Raw genomic sequence first — 24,056 nt, forward strand, 5'->3', positions numbered from 1 at the left:
TAACACTGTTATATTTTCTACTAGTGTAATCATGACAACACAAACACTTACTCCGTCCACCATGCAAGTCGAAATATGGAGCGACGTGATGTGCCCTTTCTGCTATATCGGCAAACGAAAATTCGAGCAGGCGCTGGCTCAGTTTCCGCAGCGCGATCAGGTGCAGGTGGTCTGGAAAAGCTTTCAGTTGAACCCCAACCAGAAAACCGAGCCGAACCGGTCGCTCAACGACTACCTGGCCGATGTGAAAGGCTGGAGTCTGGAGCAGGCCAAGGCCATGAACGAACGCGTGACCGACATGGCGAGCGAAGTCGGCCTGAGCTACGACCTCGACCGGGCTGTCGTGGCCAATTCGTTTGACGCCCACCGGCTGATTCAGCTGGCCAAGACTCAGGGTCTGGGCGACGCCATGGAAGAGCGCCTGTTTCTGGCCTATTTCACCGAAGGTCTCAACACCGCCGACCACGCCACGCTGCTTCGGCTGGGCACAGAGGTGGGCCTGTCGGCGGAGGCTGTTTCGCAGGTGCTCAGCAGCGATCAATTTGCCAATGCCGTCCGGCAAGACATCTATGAGTCGCAACAGGTAGGTGTGCGGGGGGTGCCCTTCTTCGTGCTGAATCAGCGTTACGCCGTGTCGGGTGCACAGGCCCCCGAGACGTTTCTTGGCGCTCTAGACACTGCCTGGACCGAATGGCGTCAAACCCAGCCTGCCCTCACCGACCTCTCGGCCGACGCCCCCGCCTGCGACATCGACGGCAATTGCGATTAAGTACCAATCAATAGAATACAACCTGAACAAATTCATCGTATGGAACTCATTGAGGCCCTGAACTGGCGGTATGCCGCTAAAAAAATGAACGGACAGCCCGTTCCCACCGAAAAAGTAAACACGATTCTGGAAGCCATCCGGCTGTCGGCCTCGTCAGTCGGTATTCAGCCCTATAACGTGATCGTAATTGACAGTCACGAATTGCGCGGCAAGATCCACGAACAGGCCTGCCCACAGCCGCAGATTGTCGAAGGCTCCCACGTGTTGGTGTTTGCCAGTTGGACAGCCGTCGAAGCGCCGCAGATTGATGCCTATATGCAACTGATTGCCGACACGCGCCAAACGCCCGTTGAGTCGTTGACTCCCTTTGCCGACTCGATCAAAGGGTCGCTGTTGACCCGCACGCCCGAAGCGCGCGCCGAATGGGCAGCCCGGCAGGCCTACATCGCCCTAGGCACCGGCCTGATCGCCGCCGCCACGGAAGAGGTAGATGCCACGCCGATGGAAGGATTCAACGCCGACGCCCTCGACAAACTGCTCGATCTGCCCGCCAAAGGCCTGCGTAGCACGTCTATTCTGGTACTGGGCTACCGCGACGCCGAAAAAGACTTCCTGGCTACCGCGCCCAAAGTGCGTCGGTCGGCGGAAGAACTATTTATCGAAGCAGCGTAACCAACGACCGTCCAACAGAAAAGGCGGCGATCCGGTTGGATCGCCGCCTTTTCTGTTGGACTCAGCTTTACTTATTTCTTCGCCAGCACGCGCCAGACAGTGCCCTTCACCGAATCGGTGATGTAAAGCGAGCCGTCGGGCCCTTGTGCCAGACCCATCGGGCGGTGTTTGGCATCGCCGGGGCTGGCCAGTTCGAGTTTACCAGCGTTGGCATTCTGGCCCGGTACACCCTGCTCGGCGACACCCGCAAAGTTTTCGGCAAACACCTCATACTTACCCGATGGACGACCGTCTTTGCCAAACGGAATGAAGGCAACGAAGTAACCACCCTGTTTCAGCGGTGCGCGGTTCCACGAGCCGTGAAAGCAGACAAACGCGCCGTTTTTGTAGCGGGCCGGGAACATGTTGCCTGTATAGAACAGCACATCGTTGGGTGCCCAGTGGCCAGGAAAAGCCATGATCGGCTTGTCTTTGCCCGCGCACTGATCCTGCGTTTTGCCATCGCCGCCGTATTCGGGCGCCAGCATTTTTTTGTTCTGGTAATGGTCGTTGTAGCAATACGGCCAGCCGAAATCGGCGCCGTCTTTCACCATCAGAAATTCTTCGGAGGGCAGTTCGGCGCTCACCTCATCGGTAAAGGCACCACCCCAGTTGTTGAGGTTATCACGACCGTGTTGCAGCGCGTAGAGCGTATTAGTAGCCGTGTTCCAGTCGAGAGCCACGGCGTTGCGGATACCGGTTGCGTACCGCCGACCATCGCTTTGCCGCTGATTGGTTTTGTTGGCATCGAACACCCAGATACCCGCGTAGTTCTCCAGCAGTGGGCAGGGCGTCTGTCCCTTAGAACCCGGCTGACGGTCTTTTTCCTGACAGGCGTTCGACGGTGCCCCGAAATTGACAAACAGCTTTCCATCGGGCGAAACGGCCAGCGATTTACTGGCGTGCTGCCGTTGCAGCGTCAGGCCCACCACAATGGGTTCGGGTTGTGCATCGGCCATCACTTTACCGTTGGTCAGTTTATACCGATACACCGACGTGTCCGACGAGGCGTAGAGATAGCCATTCACCACGGCGGCTCCCGTGCCGGGGTAGTTGCCAAACAACACCGTCTGATCGGCGCGGCCATCGCCATTGGTGTCGTTCAACTGCACGATACCTTTGCCATCTTTCAGGCGCTCGAGTTTCACAAACAACGTACCTGTGGTGGGGTCGACGGCGGCGTGGCGCGCGCGGCCCAGGTTATCGGCATAGACGAGTGCCGAGAAACCCGGCGCCAGTTTCAGCCCGCCATTATCATCGTCGGGTTTGATGGTCGACGTACCTGGCCTGGTGGGGCCGGCGATTTTTTTACCGGGGCTTGTTGCCGCCGTGAGGGTTGCCAGCAGGGCCAGCGTAAACAGTGGAACGTAGCGATTCATAGAACGAAGCGATTCAGGTACAGCCAAACAACTAATTGTTAAAGCACGAAGTTATGGCAAGAGCGCTCAAGGTTTACGGGTCCAAATCCAATGTTGATCCGGTAATTTAGCTGGGTACGTTGTTGCTAACCGTAAACCTTGGACACCAAACCTTAAACTCCTTTTTATGCCTGCCGATTTCGTAAAAATATATCCCAAAAATCCCGACATGAACCGCATCCGGCAGGTGGCGAGCGCCCTGCGCGATGGGGCGGTGGTTATCTACCCGACCGATACCATCTACGGATTGGGCTGCGACATTCACAACGCACGGGCGGTAGAACGGGTGGCCCGTATCAAAGGAATTAAACCGCAGAAAAACGACTTCTCGTTTATCTGTTACGACCTCAGCCATATCGCCGATTATGCCCGGGTAAGTAATTCGGCGTTCAAGCTGATGAAAAGGCTGCTGCCCGGCCCCTACACAGTCATTCTCGAAGCCAACAACCAGGTACCCAAATTGCTGAACAGCAGCAAAAAGACCGTCGGTATCCGCGTACCTGATAACGACATTCCCCGGCAGCTCGTCCATGAACTGGGCAACCCGATCATCACCACGACCCTGCGCGACGAAGAGCCCGGCACGGTCGAGTACAGCACCGACCCCGAACTGATCTTCGAGAAATACCGCAACGATGTCGACATCGTCATCGACGGGGGGATCGGTGGGTACGTTCCCTCAACCATCGTCGACGCCACCACCGACGACTTCGACGTGATCCGGCTCGGGCTGGGCGAGGTCGACTGGGAATAAAATCGCCTATCTCTTTTCGTTTGCTATGCTGGATCAAATTATCGACGCCCGCCCGGCCTCCTTGGGCAACGGTTTCACCGTCAGGCGGATTCTACCCTTCCGGCTCCGGCGTATGTTGGGGCCGTTTATCTTCATGGATCACGGCGGCCCGGTGGCGCTCCCCCCGCAGCCCGTCACAAGCATGGACGTGTTGCCGCATCCGCACATCGGCCTGTCGACGGTGAGCTATCTGTTCGACGGGCAGCTTACCCACCGCGATAGCCTGGGTGTCGAGCAGGTAATCCGGCCCGGCGACGTCAACTGGATGACGGCAGGCCGGGGCATTGCCCATTCAGAGCGGTTCGAAGACCCCAACCTGCTCGTCGGGAATAGCCTCGAAATGATACAGACGTGGGTAGCCCTGCCCGAAGCCGACGAAGAAAGCGACCCCACGTTCACAAATTACACGATCGACCAGTTGCCCGTGTTTACCGACACCGGCGTTTGGCTACGGCTTATTGCGGGCGATGTGTTTGGCCTCACCAATGCTGTCAAAACCCACTCACCGCTCTTTTACGCCCACGTGGTGCTACAACCGGGAACACGCTTCGGCCTGCCGCTGGGTTACAGCGAACGAGGTGCCTACGTAGCAAAAGGACGCGTGGAGGTAAACGGACGTACCTACGAAGCTGGTCAACTGCTCGTGTTCACGAAAGGTATCGATCCGGTGCTGGTGGCCCACGAAGCCTGCACACTAATGCTACTGGGCGGCGAACCACTGGGCGAGCGCTACATCTGGTGGAACTTCGTGTCGTCGCGCCTCGACCGAATCGAGCAAGCCAAAGCCGACTGGCAGGCAGGCCGGATTGCCCTCCCTCCCACCGACAACACGGCGTTCATTCCCCTACCCGACGATAAATCGAAACCCGTAGGCAGCCCACCGCCACCACCCCTTTCCTGACGTAGCTTCAGGCTTTTTTCATAGCTACCAGCTGATCCACCAGCACCTGATTGATGCGGACATAGCTTTCGTGAGTCCAGCCTGCAATGTGGGGCGTCAGCACCACCCGGTCCGACTGGCGGAGGTAGTCGAACGCCACCTGCTGCGCGGGGGTCAGGGTCTTCAGCTTTTCGTTTTCCAGCACGTCGAGGCAGGCCCCGCGCACTTTGCCCGATTGCAGCCCCGCCACCACCGCCGTCAGCGAAGCCACCTCGCCGCGCGACGCATTGACGAGGAAAAACGGCTTGCTGAACTGCCCGACAAAGGCATCGTTGATCCATTGGCGCGTGTCGGCGGTCAGTGGTACGTGCAGGCTCAGCACGTCAGCTTCGGCCATAATCTGCTCCACCGTAGCGGCTTCGGCATAGGCGTCGCCGTAGTCGGTGCGGTACTTATCGTAGGCCAGCACGCGACAGCCGAAGCCGCTGAGGCGGCGAGCGGTAGCCTGCCCGTTGTTGCCGTAGCCAAACAGGCCCACGGTTTTGCCCATCAGTTCGATACCCCGGTTGCCTTCACGGTCCCAGGTGCCCTGCCGCACCTCCCGGTCGGCTTTCAGGATGTTGTTGAACAAGGCCAGCAGCATGCCCAGCACGTGTTCGGCTACGGCGTCGCGGTTGCCGGTACCGGCATGAAACACCTGGATACCCCGCGCCTCGGTGGCGGCCACGTCGATCAGGTCCAGACCGGCCCCGGCCCGGCCAATGTAACGCAGGTGTGGGGCGGCGGCCAGCATCTCGGAATCGACGGTGGTTTTACTGCGAATGATCAGCCCTTCGAACGGCCCGATCCGGGCAAGCAGGTCGCCTCGGCTAATGGTTGGTTGGTAATCGTAGCTGAACCCGGCTTCGTCAAGCATGGCAAACAGCGAGGGGTGCATTTCATCGGCAATCAGAATCGCCGCTTGGGGTGTCGACATGAGGGGAAGTTTGTAACTTGCAAACGTAATTATCAATTAATAAAAATAGGTTGAGGTTGCGCGTTTACGAGTGAAGGGTTGCCAATAGCCCGGCAACCGGCTTCCAACAGCCAACTGTAGCCGCAAACCCCTAACCTGTTTTTCTGGAATGGAACAACAGCCAGCCAATACAGAAGGCCGCGAAAATCCGGCATCGGGCGAGTCGAACAACGGACAGGAACGGCGCAGCCGAAACCGGAATCGCAATCGGAATCGCAATCGGAACCGCGACAGAAACGGCCAGCCCCGTGGTGAACAGGCCCCGGCCCTCGACGACGATCTGGAGTTTGAAGAAATTGACACCTCATTTATCGGTGCCGAAGACGATACCGACGAGAGCAGCAACGTACCCGAGTCGGCCGGTACGCCGCCCGAAACCAACGGGCAGCGGCCACCCCGCCAAGAACGTACCCGGGGCGACCGGAATGAGCGTAACAACCAGCGCCAACCCAGCGACCGGAGCGAACGACCCGAACGGCAACCCCGCCCCGAGCGCGAGCGGAATCGGCCGGAACGGGGCGAGCGGCCCGAACAGCCTGCCCCGCAAGGGCGGGGTACCCAATCGGAACGTACCCAGCCCGAGCGGCCCGCCTTTGATCGGTCTGGCTCGAGGCCTGTGGAATTGCGTCAGGCGCAACCCACCGTGCAGCCTCCCCAGCCCGAGCGACAGGAACGCTACGAACCGATGGCAGTTGACCGGTTCGCGGGCGCTTCGGTCTTCGAAGCCGACGATGAACTGGATGGCGGCCACCGCTCAGGCGACCGCGCGCCCATTTCGGAAACCGCGCAGAAAGAACGGCTGATCATTGGCATTACCCTCGGCGACTATAACGGTGTCGGGCCTGAGGTAATCCTGAAAGCCTTGCAATACAACCAGTTGCAGAAGATCTGCACGCCGGTGATTTATGGTTCCATGCGCGTGCTGAACCGGTACCGCAACCTGCTGAACCTGAAAGACTGGAACCTCAACGGGATTCAGCAAGTCGAGCAGGCGAGCCATAAAATGACCAACGTCATTACCTGTTTCAGCGAAAATTCGCCCCCGCCGATACCGCAACCAACCCTAGCCGACGTCGAACCGACGGGCGAAGGCGAGACAGAAACACCCGCCCCCGTTGCCGAGAAACCGGCTCCGCTACCCGTTGATATTCAGCCGGGGAAAGTAACGCCTGAAGCTGGCATCGCGGCCTTTGCCTGCCTGAGTCGCGGTGTTGAGGACCTTAAGGCCGGGAAGATTCACGCGCTCGTGACGGCCCCAATCAACAAGCACAATATTCAGTCGGAAGCGTTCAAGTTTCCGGGTCATACCGAATACCTCGCCAGTGCCTTCGGTGTAGCCGATAACCTCATGTTCATGGTCAGCGACACGTTGAAAGTGGGCGTGGTCACGGGGCACGTACCGCTGGGGCGCGTCCGGCAGGGTATTCACAAAGGGGCGATTCTGCAAAAGATCGACCTGATGACCAAATCGCTGAAACAGGATTTCGGTATCCGTCGGCCCAAAATCGCCGTGCTGGGCCTAAACCCCCACGCGGGCGAAAACGGGCTGCTGGGCAACGAAGAAAAAGAGATCATCACGCCGCTTATCAATGAGTTGCGGCAAAAAGGGCAGTTGGTCTACGGCCCCTTCCCGGCCGATGGCTTCTTCGGTACCCGTGCCTACCGGAAATACGACGCCGTGCTGGCGATGTACCACGATCAGGGCCTGATTCCGTTCAAGTCGATCGCTTTCGACGAAGGCGTCAACTTCACCGCCGGGATGCCCGCCGTCCGGACCTCGCCCGACCACGGTACGGCCTACGACATCGCCGGTAAAGGCCTTGCCGACGAAACCTCGATGATTCAGGCCATTTACACCGCCTGCGACGTCGCCCGCCGCCGCATCGACTACCAGGAATTAGAAGCAAATGCATTAAAAAAGTAGAGACGCAATCCTTTGCGTCTCCTTAGGCGTCAGCACCTTGTCAACCATCTTCATTTTCACAGTAACCTTTCTGCCTTCCAGGCACCAGCACTATAAGCTTGGCCCTTGCCAAGGTCTGTTGCTGACGCCTGAAAGACGCAAGGGGTTGCGTCTCTACGAGTTCCACACATGCTTAAATCAATGACCGGCTTCGGCACTGCCACCGTCGAAGCAAATGGCCTCTCGGCAACGGCGGAAGTCAAAACACTGAATTCTAAATTCTTAGACATTTTTTGCCGACTGCCACGGGGCTTCTCTGACCGCGAAATCGAAGTGCGGAATATCCTGACGCAGCAACTCGAACGGGGCAAAGTCGAATTCAACCTGTCGATCACCCGCACGGCCGATCTGCGCCCTACCGTGACCGTCAACCGCCCGCTCGTGACGGCCTACATCAGCGACCTTCGCGAAACGGCCAATTCCATGCTCCTCAGCACGTCGGACGACGAACTGTTCCGGCTGGCGATGAGCATGCCCAACGTTTACCTGACCGAATCGGCCAGTAACGTCGATACGGCGCAGGAAGATTGGAGCCTGATTCAACAGGCAGTATTGGAGGCGATCAGCCGCTGCAACGAATTCCGCACGCAGGAAGGAGCCTCGCTCGAAGGTAAGTTCCGCGAATACATCCAGACCATCACCGACCGGCTGGCCGACGTGGAAACGCAGGATGTGCTGCGCATACCGGCCGTACGTGAACGCCTGCGCGGCAACATCACCGACCTGCTGGGCAACGAGGAGTTTGACCGGAATCGCTTCGAGCAGGAGCTGGTTTACTACGTGGAGAAATTCGACATTTCAGAAGAAAAAGTGCGCCTGAAAAACCACCTGGTGTATTTCATGGAAGTCCTCGCCACCGAGGAAGCCAACGGTAAGAAACTAAACTTCATCGCCCAGGAAATTGGCCGCGAGATCAACACCATCGGCTCCAAAGCCAACGATTCGGTCATTCAGCGCTACGTGGTGCAGATGAAAGACGAGTTGGAGAAAATCAAGGAGCAAACCATGAACGTGATCTAGTGCCTTGGGGATTACTATTTTCTGTCATCCCTCCTGTCGTCGGGATGGCAAAAAAGCAGGATGACAATAGCGAAAGCTGATCCAGATGGGTCAGCTTTTTTTGCGCCTGATAGTAAGAAACATCCCGTCGGCTTCTTCTTGATTCGCATTAGCATTACGAAATGGCACTAGAGCAAACCTGGCGTTGGTTTGGCGATTACCCCACCGGCCCTGTCGATCCCGTAAGTTTATGGGATGTTCGGCAGGCGGGTGCTACGGGCATCGTCACCGCCCTCCACCACCTACCTAACGGCACCGTCTGGTCGAAAGCTGAGATCGACGCCCGCCGCCAAACTATCGACGCCCACGGCCTGATTTGGTCGGTGATCGAAAGCATTCCCGTCCACGAAGACATCAAGAAGCAGCAGGGCAACTGGCGCGACTACATTGCCAATTACAAGGAGACGCTGCACAACGTAGCCGCCTGCGGCATCGATACAGTCTGTTACAACTTCATGCCCGTCTTGGACTGGACCCGCACCGACCTCGATTACCAACTGCCCGACCGCTCCACGGCCCTGCGCTTCGACATGACGGAGTTTTGTGCCTTCGACGTGTTGATTCTGCAACGCGCCGGTGCCGAAGCCGAATACGTACCTGAAGTGCTGGCTGCGGCACGTACCTGGCTCGACCGCGCCACCGACGCCGACGTGGCCAAGCTCACGAGCAACCTCATTGCCGGGCTGCCCGGCGCCGAAGAAGGCTTTACCATCGAAGCCCTGCGCGAGGTGCTGGCCTCCTACGCCCACATCGACGCCAATCAGTTGCGCCGAAATCTGATTGATTTTGTGCGTGAAATTGCCCCCGTCGCGCAGGAACTGGGTATTCGCCTGTCGATTCACCCCGACGATCCGCCGTTTCCGATGCTGGGCTTGCCCCGCGTGATGAGCACGGAAGCCGACGCCCGCGCCCTGCTCGACGCCGTGGACGTACCGGCCAATGGGCTGTGTTTCTGCACGGGTAGCTTCGGCGTCCGGCCCGACAACGACCTCGTCGGCATGGCCACGCGCCTCGCCGACCGCATCCATTTCATCCACCTGCGCGCCACCCGCCGCGAAGCCGACGGTAGTTTCTACGAAGCCGATCACCTCACGGGCGACGTGGATATGTATGGCGTGGTGAAAGCCCTACTGGCCGAGCAGCGCCGCCGCGAAGCCGAAGGTCGCCAGGACCTGCGAATGCCGTTCCGGCCCGATCATGGCCACCGGATGCTCGACGACCTGCGCTCGACCAAACGATCCAACCCCGGCTACACGGCCATCGGTCGCCTGCGCGGTCTAGCCGAAATCCGCGGCCTCATGCTGGGCCTTAATCAAACGCTTTAAACGCAAAGGTCGCGAAGGGCTTCGCAAAGAGCGCAACGCTTTTTTGCTGCGACCTATTTCACCCTTTGCGGCCTTTGCGAAATCCTTCGCGCCTTTGCGTTTAAAACCCTATGCAAACCTTTCTGACCGACGATTTTCTGCTGCAAAGCGAACCGGCCCGGCGGCTCTACCACGACTACGCCGCGCAGATGCCCATTGTTGATTACCACAACCACCTGCCACCCGATCAGATCGTCTCGAACCATCAATTCGAGAACATCACGCAGATCTGGCTTTATGGCGACCATTACAAATGGCGGGCCATGCGCGCCAACGGCATTGCCGAACACTACATCACCGGCGGCGCGTCAGACTGGGAGAAGTTTGAAAAATGGGCACAAACCGTTCCTTATACGCTCCGTAACCCGCTCTATCACTGGACACACCTCGAACTGCAACGCTACTTTGGCATCACCGAGTTGCTGACGCCCGCCACGGCCCGCCGCATCTATGATCAGTGTTCAGAGCAGTTGCAATCGCCGGAATTCAGCACGCAAGGTCTGCTGCGACGCATGAGGGTAGCGGCTGTCGGAACGACCGATGACCCCGCCGATTCGCTGGAACACCACGCCGCCCTGCCCGCGACCGAGCCGGGTTTCCAGATGGTGCCGACCTTCCGGCCCGACAAGGCCATGACGCCCGACGACCCGGCCACCTTTCAGGCTTATATCGCCAAACTGAGCAGCGCTGCCGGCCAACCGATTCAGAACTTCGACGGCCTGTTGTCGGCACTGGAAAGCCGGGCCGACTGGTTTGTACAACACGGGTGCCGGGCCTCCGATCACGGGCTGGAAACCGTCTCTTCAGACACATTCGACCGGGCATCGGTGGCGCAGTCGTTTGAACGCGTTATGAACGGCGAAAGCTTGTCGGCGAGTGAGCTGGGTACGTTCAAATCGGCCATGCTGCTGTTTTTTGGGCAGCTCGTCCATAGCAAAGGCTGGGTGCAGCAGTTTCACCTGGGCGCGTTGCGCAACAACAACACCCGACAACTCCGCGAGCTTGGCCCCGATACGGGCTGGGACAGCATCGGCGATTTCAGCCAGGCCCGCGCACTCTCGCGCCACCTCGACCGCCTCGACAACACCAATCAGCTGGCCAAAACGATTCTGTACAACCTGAATCCGGCCGATAACGACCTGTTCGCGACGATGATCGGTAATTTCCAGGATGGTAGCACGCCCGGCAAGCTTCAGTTTGGCTCAGGCTGGTGGTTTCTGGATCAGAAAAACGGCATGGAACAACAGATCAACTCCCTGTCGAACATGGGTCTGCTGAGCCGGTTCGTGGGGATGCTGACCGATTCGCGCAGCTTCCTGTCGTTTCCCCGCCACGAATATTTCCGGCGCATCCTCTGCAACCTGATCGGTACCGACGTAGTCAACGGCGAGCTGCCCAACGACCTTGAGTGGCTGGGCGGCATCGTGCAGGACATCTGCTACCGCAACGCCAAAGCCTATTTTGGATTTTAAGCCGAACGCAGTATACTATCTCGCTATTGGCTGAAATTCCAGCGATTTTACCCCAATCTTATCCAGCGCAGGCTCCATGAGCTTGCGCTTTTTTCGTTAGTTTCGTTCGCCAAATCAACAAACGCCCATGCGCCTCCTGTTACCAGCTACTTCCCTCTGTTTCACCTTACTTTCTACCTCTCTTTTTGCCCAGACAACCATTCAGCGCGACCCGCAAATAGCCGACCTGGTGGCACAGGTATCGCCCGACAGCCTGCGGGCACACGTCGACGGGCTGGTTCGCTTCGGAACACGCCACACGCTCAGCACAACCAGTGACCCTAAGAAGGGCATTGGTGCCGCCCGGCAGTGGATTCTGGGCAAGTTTCAGCAATACGCCAAACAGTCGGGTGGCCGAATGACCGCCGCCCTCGATACCTGGACGCTGCCCGCTGATGGCCGCCGCATCGATAAGCCCGCCGATATGGGCAACGTGATGGCCACGCTAAAAGGCACCGACCCCAACGACGACCGCGTATTCATTGTACAGGGCCACATGGACAGCCGCGTGACTAACGTGATGAACCGCGAAAGCGACGCCCCCGGCGCCAATGACGACGGCTCGGGCACGGCGGCCGTGATCGAGTTGTGTCGGGTACTGAGCAAGTCGCAGTTTCCGGCCACGATCGTGTTCGTTACGCTGACGGGCGAAGAACAAGGCCTGTTGGGCGCCGAACACCTCAGCGAACGGGCGGTGCAGGAGAAATGGAACGTGGAGGCCGTGCTGAACAACGACATCATGGGCAGCAACAACAGCAGCGAAACCCGCATCATCGACAATACGCGGCTGCGGGTGTTCAGCGAAGGGCTGCCCCTTTACCAGACCACCGACCGGGCCGTTAACATCCGGCAGTTTGGCAACGAAAACGACGGCAAGGCTCGCACGCTCGCCAGGTACGTTAAAGAGCTGGGCGAGCGCTACGTCGAGAATCTGGAGATTGTGACTATCTACCGCAACGACCGTTACCTGCGCGGCGGCGACCATACACCTTACGTACAGCGAGGGTTTGCGGCGGTGCGCCTGACCGAGATGAATGAAAACTACGAGCATCAGCACCAAGACCTGCGCACGGAAGGCACCGGCGCCAAGGCGATCGAGTACGGCGACTACGCTAAGTTTATGGACTTCGAGTACCTGCGGAAAAACACCGCCGTAAACCTGGCGACGCTGGCGAATCTGGCCAAAGCCCCCACCCCGCCGCAAAACGTCACGATTGAAGTTCGTAACCTGACGAACGGTACGGCCCTGTACTGGCAGGCTCCCAAAACCGATAGCGGCCGCAAAGCGCGCGGGTACTATGTGCTGATGCGCGAAACGCACATGCCGTTTTGGCAGAAGAAGTTCTTCACCACCAAACTCGGCATGACGCTCCCCTACTCGAAAGACAATTATTTCTTCGCGGTACAGGCTGTTTCGGAAGACGGCAACGAGAGTATGCCCATTCTGCCCGTGCCCAATCTGCGCTAAACGCAAACAACGACCTTTTGCATTGCCTTTCAGTTAGTTAACCATACCAACGAGTGCGTTAATTCGTATCTTGTTGGTGTTCGCTGGCAGATAGCCACGAGCCTTTCCAATCAACAACCTTGATGCATCATGAACGATAGTACTTCATCGAACCGACGTACCTGGCTGCGCAATGCAGGTCTGCTCACCGCCGGGCTTGGCCTGAGCCGCTGGCAGGAGGCCCGCGCCAGTTTTGTCCCCGAATCGGTACTGGCCGAACAGCGGCTTTTTAGTGAGTTTGCGCAGCTTCAGCAATTGCCGCCCGACACTATGCCGGCGCTGAAAGCCCGCCTGTTTGCCAACGAAAACCCGCACGGCATTGCCTCCAGCGCCAAAGTGGCCCTCGAAAAAGCGACTACGCTGAGTAACCGCTACGCCTGGATGGAATTTGCCCAGTTGAAGAAGCTGATCGCCGATGCCGAAGGCGTCACGCCCAAGCAGATTATGATGTCGCCCGGCTCGTCGGACGTACTGATGGCGGCGGCAGCGGCCTTCTCGCAACGTGGCCCCATCCTGACCTGCCGCCCTACCTACGATGACCTGCTGGAACGCGCTACGGCCGCCAAAGGGCAAATTCTCACCGTGCCGTCGACGGCCGATATGGGTTATGATCTGGCGGCGCTGAAAGCAAAAGCACTCAGTACGCCGGGCCTGAGTCTGGTGTATATCGTGAATCCCAACAACCCGACGGGCACGATTGTCCCACCAGCTGAACTGGCGCAGTTCTGCCGCGACGTGGCCCCCACGGTACCCATTCTGATCGACGAAGCCTACATTGATTTCCTGGAACCCACCGACCGCCCCATGCTGGGTAAACTGGTGGGTGAAGGGCTGAACATCATGTTGGCCCGCACGTTCTCGAAAATCCACGGTTTTGCGGGCCTACGGCTTGGGTACGTTATGGCGCAGCCCAACATGCTGGCGCAGATCAAGCCCTACACGAATGGCGAATTTGCGGTCAGCATCACCACGCTGATGGCCGGTATCGCCTCGTATCAGGACCAGGCCTGGCAGACGTACTGCCGCACCGAAAACGCCAAAGCCCGCGACTATACGACCAAAGCCCTGAAAGAGATAGGTTACGAACCCATTACGTCATATGCCAATTTCATTCTTTTCCCCATCAAGATGAAAACGAAGCTGTTTGAAGGGCAAATGTTTGGGCAGGGCGTCGGCATCCAGACCCGCGACATCGACCGGCAACCCTACTGCCGCGTCAGCATCGGGACTATGGACGAGATGAAGACGTTTGTGGATGCCTTTAAAAAAGTAGTTGGCTAATTAGCCTCAATCCAAATCCAGAAACAGGGTGGCCAGCATTCGCGAAAACTCGCTTTGCAGGGGTGCTACGATGCTCAGCGCCTCACCTGTTTCTGGATGCTTGAATTCCAGCCGCCGGGCGTGCAGCAGCATAGTATTCATCTGAAATCGTTCCAGAAACAGCTTATTCTGTTTGTTGCAGCCATGTGGCCGATCGCCGATGATCGGGTGGAAGATATGCGCCATATGTTTGCGTAACTGGTGCATTCGGCCCGTTTCGGGCGTTAGTTCAACCAACGAATAGCGCGACGTGTCGTGTTTGCCGTGCGGAATGGGCAGCTCGGCCTGCCGCAGGGTTTTCAGGTGGGTTACGGCGTCCTGCGATACGCCATCTTCGCGACGGAGCGGGTAATCGATCGTCAGTTCGTCGGGGGTGTGGCCGCGCACAATGGCGATGTACGTTTTTTTCACCTCGCCGTTCATAAATTGCCGTTGCATGGCTGTATTCATCGACTCGGTCAGGGCAAACAGCAGCACGCCGCTCGTTTTGCGGTCGAGGCGGTGAGCAGGCCACACGTGCTGCCCCAACTGGTCGCGCAGCGTTTGTACGGCAAACTCGCTGGCATCGGCAGCGATGGGCGAGCGGTGCACCAGCAACCCGTGCGGTTTGTTGATCGCCACGAGATCTCCGGTCTGAAAGATGATATTAAGTGACATAGGGCTAGCGCCGACCCGTCAATGGTCGTCAATCGATTTTACAGCAAAAAGCAGGCTAAAATAGCCGTAAAATCCAGGGGATGGGGCTGTAACTTTGCGCTCCATGCTCCGCCCGTTTGTCTACCTGAGTCTGCCCGTTGTACTGGGCGCCGTTTTCTCGAATCGAATGGCCATCCGCCTGTCCGACGTGGACCCCGTCCATTGGGCAACAACACCCCTGTTGGCGCTTTCGGTCTGGATTGTGTACACGGCCGATCGATTATTCGACATCCGGAAAGGGCCACTGCCCAACACGGCCCGGCACCGTTTTCATGCGGCTAATGCGGATCTGTTGTGGGGTCTGGTAGGCGGTCTGGTGGCCATCTCGGCCATATTGGTCTTTTTTTTGCCGGGCAACGTTATCCGGTTTGGGGCCGGGCTCGGCATTCTCTGCGGACTCTACGTATTAGGCGTATCCCAACTGCCCGAGAAGCATCCGGTGCTAGTTGCCAAGGAGCCTCTGGTCGCCATTTTCTTTACGGCGGGCATCTGGGGTAGTGTGTGGGTGCAGCGCCCGCTCGTTGGCTGGCCGTTCAAGGTGCAGGCCCTGCTTTTTCTGGGCATCGCCTTCCAGAATTTACTGCTCTTTTCGGTGTATGAACAGCGCGAACCCAACGTACAGCGCAATACGGTATCGCTGGCAACCATCTGGGGACAACGTACCTGCGATCTGGTACTTCGCTGGCTGACCTTTTTGCTGGTAGGTGGGGCGCTTGCGGTCTGTTTTTTTGCCGACGACTCTGGCGGAGGTGCCCGGTTTTCGCAACGAGCCAGCCTTATCCTGGCCATCATGAGCCTCACGCTCTACGCCATTCAGCGCTACCCGACTTATTTCCAGAAGTACAACCGCTACCGCTTTTTCGGCGACGCCGTTTTCTGGCTCCCTGCACTGGTACTTTAATAGTTTGACGTTTCGAGTTTAACGTTTGACGCAGGTTGTGTCCGCCAACATCAAACGTTAAACTCGAAACGTCAAACCACTTTTATTGCACCCTTACATAACTGCCCAGGTTTTTCAGGTACGTTGCGTGGGTGGTCAGGATCTCTTGTAGGGCGGGTTCCGACACATGCCCTTCGCACTCGATCAGGAACCACGACAGAAACGCCGCGCCGCTGCGTAGAGGGCGGCTTTCGATCTTGCTGATGTTGATATCACGAGAGCTGAATTCCTGCAGGAAGGCCGCCAGAATACCGGGCTTTTCGGTGTTGGGCAGGCGGGCAATCAGGGTCGTTTTGTCCTGACCGCTGGGCTGGTTCTGGAAGTTTTTCGCCAGAATCAGGAAGCGCGTTCGGTTGAGATCGTTGTCTTCGATGTTGTCAAACAACACTGGCACGCCAAACAGCTTGGCGGCAATATGCGAGCAGATTGCCGCCGAATTGGGCTGCTGAGCAGCCAGTTTAGCGGCTTTGGACGTTGATTCTACCGGAACGAATTCGACCTCTAGGCCATCGAACGTATCGTATAGGAAGCGGCTGCACTGCCGGAAGGCGATGTCTTTGGAATAGACGTACTTCAGCGTAGACAGGTCTTCTGTCTTCGTAGCGAAGGTAAAATGTACCGGAATCTGCGCCTCGGCGGCAATACTGATGTCGCGCTCATTGAGCAGGTCGATGGTTTCGTTTACGACGCCCTCCTGATTATTCTCAATCGGTACCACCCCAAACCGCGACCGGCCCGTTTCCACGCTTTCAAACACCGACCGGATGGTTGGCAGGGCGGTGTAGGCGCTAAGCCCCCCGAACCGCCCCTCGGCAGCCTGATGCGTGAAGCTGCCTTCCGGCCCCAGGTACGCGACCCGCTCGGGCAGTTCCATGTTGCGGGCCACGGCAAATACTTCCAGAAAAATAGCCTCGATCGCGGCCTGCGTTAGTGGGCCCTTGTTTTGCGCCGTAAGTCGGTCGATGATCTGCCGTTCACGTTCGGGGCGGTAGATAACAGCATTCGTTGATCGTTTCAGTTCCCCTACATGTCGGACCAGTTCCATCCGCTGATTCATCAGCGCAAGAATCTGGTCGTCGAGGGTATCAATGTCGTTACGGAGCGATTCGAGAGTCATGGGGCAAATTTGAATGAATAATGTAAAATGTACAATGAATAATGGCTTTGTCTGAGCCAAGTCGATGCTCAGACAAAGCCATTATTCATTGTACATTTTACATTATCCACTTACCACTACACCAGCGCCACGTCCTCTATATCTTTCTCGATGCGGAGGTTGTCGATGATAAAGCGTTGCCGGTCGGGCGTGTTTTTACCCATATAGTAGCTCAATAGCTTCGTTACCGAGGCATCTTTCTCCATAATGACCGGCTCGAGGCGCATGTCTTCGCCAATGAAAAGCCCAAACTCGTCGGGCGAGATTTCACCCAGGCCTTTGAAGCGCGTGATCTCAACCTTCTTGCCGCCTTTGGTTAGCTTGTCGATGGCCGTCTGTTTCTCTTCTTCCGAATAGCAATAGGCTGTCTCCTTATGGTTCTTGGGGTTACGTACCCGGAACAGCGGCGTTTCCAGAATATAGAGGTGACCGTTACGTACCAGATCGGGAAAAAATTGCAGGAAAAACGTCAGCATCAATAGCCGGATGTGCATCCCATCCACGTCGGCGTCGGTAGCAATGACGATCCGGTTATAGCGCAGATTTTCCAGCCCTTCTTCAATATCAAGCGCGTGTTGCAGCAGGTTAAACTCTTCGTTTTCGTAAACTACTTTCTTGGTCAGGCCAAAGCAGTTGAGGGGCTTACCGCGCAGGCTGAATACGGCTTGCGTCTGCACATTGCGGCTCTTGGTGATCGACCCACTCGCCGAATCGCCTTCTGTAATGAACAAGGTCGTGTTGAGGCGTTCTTCGGCTTTCAGGTCGGGCAAATGCACGCGACAATCGCGCAGTTTCTTGTTGTGCAGGCTGGCTTTTTTAGCTCGTTCGTTGGCGAGTTTCTTGATACCGGCCAGTTCTTTCCGCTCCCGTTCCGACTGTTCAATCCGCCGTTTCAGGGCGTCTTTCACTGTCGGGTTCATGTGCAGAAAATCATCGAGGCGGTCTTTCAGGAAATCCATCACAAACGACCGCACCGAGGGGGCGCTTTCGTCGGGGGCCATATTGACCGAACCGAGCTTGGTTTTGGTCTGCGATTCAAACACCGGCTCCTGTACCCGCACGCTGATGGCCGCCACGATACTGGCCCGGATATCCGACGCGTCGTAATCTTTTCCGAAATGGTCGCGAATGGTCTTGACGAAGGCTTCTTTCAGCGCATTCTGGTGCGTGCCGCCCTGCGTGGTGTACTGCCCGTTGACGAAAGAATGGTATTCTTCACCGTATTGGCTGCCGTGACTCAGCGCTACTTCGATGTCGGCCCCTTTCAGGTGGATAATCGGGTAACGCAGTTCCTCTTCCTTATGCTTACTGCGCAACAGGTCGAGCAGGCCATTCTGCGACACGAACTTCTGCCCGTTAAAGTTCATGATCAGCCCTGCATTAAGGTAGCAGTAGTTCCAGAGCATGTCGGACACGAACTGCCCCCGGTAATGGTAATTTTTGAAAACGGTGTCGTCGGGTTCAAACACCGACAGGGTTCCGTTGCGCTGATTGGTTTCTTCGTCGCCCTCGCGTACCAGCACACCCCGGTCAAATTCGGCCCAGACGGTGCGGCCATCGCGGAACGACTGGATACGGAAAAAGCCCGACAAGGCATTTACCGCTTTGGTACCGACTCCGTTGAGGCCCACCGATTTCTGGAAAGCACCGGAGTCGTACTTACCACCTGTATTAATTTTCGACACCACCTCGACCACCTTACCCAGCGGAATACCCCGGCCATAGTCGCGGACCTCGATACGGTGGTCGGTCACTTTAATGTCGATGATTTTCCCATTGCCCATCACGTGTTCGTCGATGGAATTGTCGATAATTTCTTTGAGCAACACATAAATCCCGTCGTCGGCCGCTGACCCATCTCCCAGTTTGCCGATATACATGCCGGGACGGAGCCGGATGTGTTCGCGCCAATCGAGCGATCGAATACTGTCTTCGTTGTACTGTACGGGTGACTTTACTTGTTCTGCCATGTCAAATTGAATCAGGATAGGGGTGGCTGGTGTGTCTTCTGGTTTAAGAAGGACTCTACTAAACATTGGAAAAATTATACCGAAATGAGCCGACCACCACCTTGACCCACTCAGTAGAAAACTGTTTAATTTCCGGCAAAAGTTCGTTTACTTTGCCCGCTGATTGTGCTGAAATATCATAAAAACAAGAAACTTCGTTTACACATTACCGTCTTTATCAGCCTACTTCTAGTAGGTTGACATCTTAAAAATATGCAAAAACTACCAGAATTCCAACATTCTCGGGTTTCTTTGTTTGCCACTATTTCCGACCAGTCTAAGCGCACAGCAGCCAAAACATTAGCCCTTGTTGGCCTCCTTCTCGGAACCCTGCCCGCTACGTTTGGTCAGATCACGCCGGCCCCGAGTAGTGGCGCTCCTTCGGCTCCTTCTTCATCGGGTGTTCCCAGTCAGTTACCAGCCGGAACCCGCCTTCCTAATGGCATTCCGACTCCCTCGCAAAGCCAGCAGGGACGTACCTCGCAGCAGGGTGCCAACACGAATCCGAACCAGCGCGCCGGACAGGTGCAACAAGGAAACACCGGCACCCGGCAGACAACCGGTGCCAACGGACAGGCTACTCAAGGACAAACCGGGCAAACGGGCCGTAACGGTCAGGCCACCCAAACTGGACAGAACGGACAGACAGGTCAGGCCGGTGTCGATGCCAATGGCAACCCAACGGAAGCTCCAGCTGAGGGAGACAATGCCTCTAACATCAATACACAGGTTAACGAACAGGGCTATAACGACCTCTCACCCGAGGAAGCCCTACGAGCTCGCGAACGGGCTGCGCTACGCCGGAAACTTTTCGGTTACGAGCTGTTCAATAACCCCGATCTGGCCACCACGTTCCAGCCTAATCTGAATATTGCCACGCCCGTCAGCTATGTATTGGGTACCGGCGACCAGCTCAATATTAATATCTACGGTTTTTCGCAGGACGTAATCCGGCAAACCGTTACACCCGAAGGCAATATCTACCTACCTAGCGGGATAGGCCCGGTGCACGTAGCCGGCCTGACGGTCGAAGCGGCCAAAGCGCGTATCACTGAGCGACTCGCGAAGATCTACGTGGGCCTCAAGAACAGTTCGTATGGCCCGCGCAATACGTACCTGGAGGTTACGCTGGGCGGTATTCGCACCATTCGGGTGTCGGTGCTGGGTGAAGCGATCAAGCCGGGTACGTATTCGGTCTCGTCGCTGTCGTCGGCTATGAATGTGATCTACGCATCGGGTGGGCCCAGTGAGCTGGGTTCGTTCCGGAACGTGCAGGTGATTCGCAATAACCGTGTGGTTGCCACCCTCGATCTGTATGATCTGCTGCTGACCGGTGTGTTGCGCAACAACGTCCGTCTCCAAGACAACGACAACATTCGCATCCCTGGGTACGTCTCTCACGTGGAGCTTCAGGGCAACACGCGCCGCAACAACATCTTCGAAATGTTGCCCGGCGAAACGATGGAACGGCTGCTGTTCTATGGTGGTGGTTTTTCGGCAACGGCCTACAAAAGCCGCGTGAAAGTAACCCGTCTGACCAACCGAGAGCTTAAAGTAATTGACGTCTTGGCCGATCAGTTCAAGAGCTTTGCCATGCAGGACGGCGATATTGCGCGGGTTGAGCAATTGCTCGATCGCTTCGAAAACCAAGTCACGATTGGTGGCGCCGTATACCGGGCCGGTACGTATTCACTCGACCAGAACAAAACCCTGAAAGAACTGGTCGCCAGTGCCGAAGGGGTGCGGGGCGAAGCCCTGCTGGGCCGGGTAAACATCCTGCGTATCCGGGAGGACATGTCGTCGGAGAACATTACCGTTGATCTGGGCAAAATTCTGGCGGGCACTGAACCAGATCTACCCCTCCAGCGTGAAGACATAGTTAACGTTACGTCGAAATTTGAGCTGGCGGAGTATGGTACAGTGTCGATTCAGGGCGAAGTTAACCGCCCCGGTCAGTTGGGCTTCCAGTCGAATATGACACTTGAAGATGCCTTCCTGCAAGTCGGTGGGCTTCGCGAATCAGCCGCTGCTGCACAGGTAGAAGTCGTCCGGCGTAAGAAAGACGTTGACCCCAGTTCAGCCAATGCTCAAATCGCCGAAGTATTCCGGTTTAGCATCGACCGCAACCTGGAGTTGACCAACGACAACAAGTTCTTCCTGCAACCCTACGATCAGGTTATTGTACGGCGTTCGCCCAACTATCAGGTGCAAACCTTCGCACAGGTGGAAGGCGAAGTGATCCTGCCCGGCTCTTACCCCATCAAAACCAAAGATCAGAAAGTATCCGATCTGGTGTCGATGGCTGGTGGCCTGACCCCGCAGGCCTACGTACAGGGAGCCACACTGATCCGTACCGTTAAGTTAAGCCCCGAGGAACTGGCCCAGCGGCAGCGGTCGGTGACCGAATTATCTGACGATAACCGGAAAACTGCCGTCAACATTGAGTCAGTAGAGCCTAACAAACAAGAGTCAATCGGAATTGACCTGAAGCGCATTTTGGCTCGCCCGGGTTCGTCAGAAGACATCCTGCTGCAAGAGGGTGATCTGCTGCGGATTCCGAAGCAACTCGAAACTGTTCGGATTCAGGGTGAAGTATTGCTGCCGACAACGGTTAAGTTCCGGGGTGGGCAAACCTTCCAGGATTACATCTCACAGGCTGGCGGCTTCACCGAACAATCGCAGCGTAAGCGGGCGTTCATCGTCTATGCCAACGGCTCGGTTGACCGTACACGCCGGTTTATGTTTTTCAACATTTATCCCCGCGTAGAGCCGGGTGCGGAGGTGATTGTGCCGCAACGGCGCACTAACCCGCTGACGCCGCAGCAGATCATTGGTAGTGCAACGGGCATTGCTACGGGCCTGATGGGACTTGTTTCGGCTGTCCTTGCATTCCGGTTACTTGGCAATTAAGATACGTAGACAACAACGCACATGAACACGCCTCAAACTAAAAGCACACCGATCGTGACGGCACCGTTGCCACCCGATCAGATTTCGCCCAAGGAAGTGCTGGCGCGGGCAGCCAAATTGAAGGGTGTAGCCCGCCGTAACTGGTACGTACTGCTGATTATTATGATCATTGGTGGTGTCATCGGCTACGTTACAGACCTGACGTCGAAAAAGAAACCAACCTACATTGCCCGTATCGTCTTTAATCTGGGCGGTGGGTCAGGGTCAACCGGGCAGATGGGAGAACTGGGTGCTCTGGCAGGCGCTTTTGGCCTTGGTCAGGCGACACCAGATGCGAGCATTTTCTCCGGCGAAAACTTCACGCTCTACGTACGGTCGAAACCCGTTTTGGAAACCACGCTGATGAAAACTGTGAAGATCAACGGCGTCGATACGCTGCTGGTCAATTATTACATGGCGCATAGCGGCATCCGTGATAAGGAGTGGGAGGAAGACGAGACCCTGAAGAAATTCATGTTTACCGGTCCAAAAAAACGGGAAGACTTCACACCTACCGAACAACAGGCGATGTATGACATCTACGAACGACTGTCGGGTGAAATGGAGATCAAGCCCGTTGACCGGAAATCGTCGTTCCTGAGTCTGGTTGCCACCACTGAAGATGGCCCTCTGTCGAAAGCGTTTGTCGAGAACCACTTGCTGACAATCGAAGACGATTACAAGAAGAAACAAACCAAAAAGACCCGTGAGATGCTCACTCTGCTTGAAAATCGGGTCGATTCGCTCTCGCGCCGTCTGACGGGTACTGAAAACAAGCTGGCCAGCTACATGAACCAGAACCAGCAGGTTGTGGTAGCTGAGGGCCGCCTTCAGGAAAACCGCCTGACGCGCAATAGCACCTTTCTACAGCAGCAGTACTTCGCCGCCGTTACCAGCCTCGATAACATGAAGCTGTCGCTGATTCGGGAGCAACCGCTGTTTACCACCATTGAGCCAGTCATTCTGCCACTGTATCGGAAAATACCTGCCAAAGCGGGTATGCAGGCTGGTTTAGCCATTGGTCTGGTCTTAGGTTTAGTGGCCATTTTCCTGCGGGAATCGTTTCGATCCCCTAAACCGACCGTCTAGTATAGTATGAAAACACACGAGGTTGTTATTCAAGCCGGGCGTCCTGAGCGCTTCTATTGGCGGGATCTGTGGCGCAGTCGCGAACTGCTGTATATCCTGTCAATGCGCGATATTTCGGTTCGGTATAAGCAAACGGCACTGGGCATGTCGTGGAGCCTGATCCGCCCGTTGCTCACCATGCTGGTGCAGACGTTCGTGTTCAGCTTCGTGGCCAAACTCCCCCCCGATCCGGGCGTGCCGTACGCGCTGATGGTGCTGGCTGGCATTACCATCTGGACGTTTTTTTCAAACGCTTTTCAGCAGATCAGCACCAGCATCACAACCAACGCCAACTTGGTCACGAAGGTGTACTTTCCCCGCTTGGTCATGCCCCTGAGCGCGGTTGCCGTTAGCTTTGTTGACTTTCTGATTGCCTTTGGGTTGTTTATCGGCATCTCGATTTATTATCAATACGTACCCGATTGGCACATTTTGTTCCTGCCACTATTTTTATTGCTGGCGATGTTGGGAGCTTTTGCGTTTGGCCTGTTTTTCGCAGCCATTAATGTGCGGTTCCGCGACGTAGGCCAACTGATTCCCTTTATGATTCAGGTGGGCTTCTACTTGTGTCCCATCGCCTACAGCAGTAGCCTGGTGGCGGGGCATCCGTACGAAAAGTTCTACATTCTGAATCCAGCGGTCGGTATCATCGATGGGTTCAAATGGTCAGTACTCCGCGGGCAGACCCACTTGAATCCGCAGAGTTTAGTATATTCAACGGCCATCGTGCTGATTTTTCTAAGTTTGTCAATTGTGTTTTTCCGAAAGCGGGAAAACTCATTTGTAGACGATATTTAAAAAATCTGTCTACTGTTCACTGTCCTCTGTTTGTCGCTTGGTGCATGCACTTGGTGAGTAACCCAACAGG

General features: G+C 56.5%; 19 protein-coding genes. 14 read left to right on the forward strand and 5 right to left on the reverse strand.

All coding sequences use genetic code 11. From position 1 onward, the window contains the following. Window positions 1-61 precede the first annotated feature (61 nt). Together ACAW74_RS11625 and ACAW74_RS11630 are read left to right on the forward strand one after the other, a co-directional pair. Window positions 62-769, forward strand: a complete 708-nt coding sequence (locus tag ACAW74_RS11625; protein WP_370698369.1) for a DsbA family oxidoreductase — start codon at window positions 62-64, stop codon at window positions 767-769. Window positions 770-808: 39 nt separating this feature from the next. Next, a complete protein-coding gene (locus ACAW74_RS11630) occupies window positions 809-1,441 on the forward strand; it encodes a nitroreductase family protein (protein WP_370698371.1) in 633 nt (210 codons plus the stop codon). Between the two features lie 71 nt (window positions 1,442-1,512). Here the strand turns inward: ACAW74_RS11630 and ACAW74_RS11635 are convergent, their stop codons facing one another. Then, window positions 1,513-2,859: a PQQ-dependent sugar dehydrogenase gene (locus ACAW74_RS11635; RefSeq protein WP_370698372.1), complete on the reverse strand. Its 1,347-nt coding sequence runs from the start codon at window positions 2,857-2,859 to the stop codon at window positions 1,513-1,515. Between the two features lie 166 nt (window positions 2,860-3,025). On the opposite strand from ACAW74_RS11635, the gene ACAW74_RS11640 reads away from it, so the two are divergent. Both ACAW74_RS11640 and ACAW74_RS11645 read left to right on the forward strand, forming a co-directional pair. After that, window positions 3,026-3,652 (forward strand): L-threonylcarbamoyladenylate synthase, encoded by a 627-nt coding sequence (locus tag ACAW74_RS11640; RefSeq protein WP_370698373.1) that lies wholly within the window; start codon window positions 3,026-3,028, stop codon window positions 3,650-3,652. Window positions 3,653-3,677: 25 nt separating this feature from the next. Next, window positions 3,678-4,592, forward strand: a complete 915-nt coding sequence (locus ACAW74_RS11645; protein ID WP_370698374.1) for a pirin family protein — start codon at window positions 3,678-3,680, stop codon at window positions 4,590-4,592. Window positions 4,593-4,599: 7 nt separating this feature from the next. Here ACAW74_RS11645 and ACAW74_RS11650 read toward each other — a convergent pair whose 3' ends face one another. Then, the gene (locus tag ACAW74_RS11650; RefSeq protein WP_370698375.1) at window positions 4,600-5,547 is read right to left on the reverse strand and encodes a 2-hydroxyacid dehydrogenase; all 948 of its coding nucleotides are present in this window, start codon (window positions 5,545-5,547) and stop codon (window positions 4,600-4,602) included. A 148-nt stretch (window positions 5,548-5,695) separates the two neighbouring features. On the opposite strand from ACAW74_RS11650, the gene pdxA reads away from it, so the two are divergent. The 6 genes from pdxA to ACAW74_RS11680 all read left to right on the forward strand — a co-directional run bounded on the left by pdxA (window position 5,696) and on the right by ACAW74_RS11680 (window position 14,271). Next, window positions 5,696-7,510: a 4-hydroxythreonine-4-phosphate dehydrogenase PdxA gene (pdxA, locus tag ACAW74_RS11655; RefSeq protein ID WP_370698376.1), complete on the forward strand. Its 1,815-nt coding sequence runs from the start codon at window positions 5,696-5,698 to the stop codon at window positions 7,508-7,510. A gap of 168 nt (window positions 7,511-7,678) precedes the next feature. Beyond that, entirely contained in the window at window positions 7,679-8,569 is an 891-nt protein-coding gene (locus ACAW74_RS11660; protein ID WP_370698377.1) for a YicC/YloC family endoribonuclease, read from the forward strand. 161 nt (window positions 8,570-8,730) lie between these two features. Then, window positions 8,731-9,933 carry a mannonate dehydratase gene (gene uxuA, locus ACAW74_RS11665; RefSeq protein WP_370698378.1) on the forward strand — a complete coding sequence of 401 codons (1,203 nt, stop codon included), beginning with the start codon at window positions 8,731-8,733 and terminating at the stop codon, window positions 9,931-9,933. A 110-nt stretch (window positions 9,934-10,043) separates the two neighbouring features. Further along, window positions 10,044-11,444: a glucuronate isomerase gene (gene uxaC, locus ACAW74_RS11670; protein ID WP_370698379.1), complete on the forward strand. Its 1,401-nt coding sequence runs from the start codon at window positions 10,044-10,046 to the stop codon at window positions 11,442-11,444. Between the two features lie 127 nt (window positions 11,445-11,571). Continuing rightward, complete coding sequence (locus tag ACAW74_RS11675) at window positions 11,572-12,951, forward strand: M28 family metallopeptidase (protein ID WP_370698380.1); 1,380 nt, start codon at window positions 11,572-11,574, stop codon at window positions 12,949-12,951. Window positions 12,952-13,080: 129 nt separating this feature from the next. Continuing rightward, window positions 13,081-14,271, forward strand: a complete 1,191-nt coding sequence (locus ACAW74_RS11680; RefSeq protein ID WP_370698381.1) for a pyridoxal phosphate-dependent aminotransferase — start codon at window positions 13,081-13,083, stop codon at window positions 14,269-14,271. Window positions 14,272-14,277: 6 nt separating this feature from the next. Here the strand turns inward: ACAW74_RS11680 and ACAW74_RS11685 are convergent, their stop codons facing one another. Then, window positions 14,278-14,967 (reverse strand): pseudouridine synthase, encoded by a 690-nt coding sequence (locus tag ACAW74_RS11685; protein WP_370698382.1) that lies wholly within the window; start codon window positions 14,965-14,967, stop codon window positions 14,278-14,280. A gap of 103 nt (window positions 14,968-15,070) precedes the next feature. Here ACAW74_RS11685 and ACAW74_RS11690 point away from each other — a divergent pair, with 103 nt between their 5' ends. After that, complete coding sequence (locus ACAW74_RS11690; protein WP_370698383.1) at window positions 15,071-15,907, forward strand: hypothetical protein; 837 nt, start codon at window positions 15,071-15,073, stop codon at window positions 15,905-15,907. An 82-nt stretch (window positions 15,908-15,989) separates the two neighbouring features. On the opposite strand, the gene pheA is transcribed toward ACAW74_RS11690, so the two are convergent. Both pheA and ACAW74_RS11700 read right to left on the reverse strand, forming a co-directional pair. Beyond that, the gene (gene pheA / locus ACAW74_RS11695) at window positions 15,990-17,063 is read right to left on the reverse strand and encodes a chorismate mutase (protein WP_370698384.1); all 1,074 of its coding nucleotides are present in this window, start codon (window positions 17,061-17,063) and stop codon (window positions 15,990-15,992) included. A 116-nt stretch (window positions 17,064-17,179) separates the two neighbouring features. Further along, a complete protein-coding gene (locus ACAW74_RS11700) occupies window positions 17,180-19,072 on the reverse strand; it encodes a DNA topoisomerase IV subunit B (protein WP_370698385.1) in 1,893 nt (630 codons plus the stop codon). Window positions 19,073-19,363: 291 nt separating this feature from the next. Between ACAW74_RS11700 and ACAW74_RS11705 the strand changes: the two genes are divergently transcribed. From ACAW74_RS11705 to ACAW74_RS11715, 3 genes are read left to right on the forward strand one after another with little or no spacing between them, the layout of a single operon-like run. Next, window positions 19,364-22,021, forward strand: coding sequence for a polysaccharide biosynthesis/export family protein (locus tag ACAW74_RS11705; RefSeq protein WP_370698386.1), 2,658 nt, complete (start codon window positions 19,364-19,366; stop codon window positions 22,019-22,021). Window positions 22,022-22,042: 21 nt separating this feature from the next. Continuing rightward, window positions 22,043-23,149, forward strand: coding sequence for a GumC domain-containing protein (locus ACAW74_RS11710; protein WP_370698387.1), 1,107 nt, complete (start codon window positions 22,043-22,045; stop codon window positions 23,147-23,149). A 6-nt stretch (window positions 23,150-23,155) separates the two neighbouring features. Beyond that, window positions 23,156-23,986, forward strand: coding sequence for an ABC transporter permease (locus ACAW74_RS11715; RefSeq protein ID WP_370698388.1), 831 nt, complete (start codon window positions 23,156-23,158; stop codon window positions 23,984-23,986). The last annotated feature ends 70 nt before the right edge of the window (window positions 23,987-24,056 follow it).

It is taken from the genome of Fibrella musci, from assembly GCF_041321105.1.
Lineage (GTDB): Bacteria > Bacteroidota > Bacteroidia > Cytophagales > Spirosomataceae > Fibrella > Fibrella musci.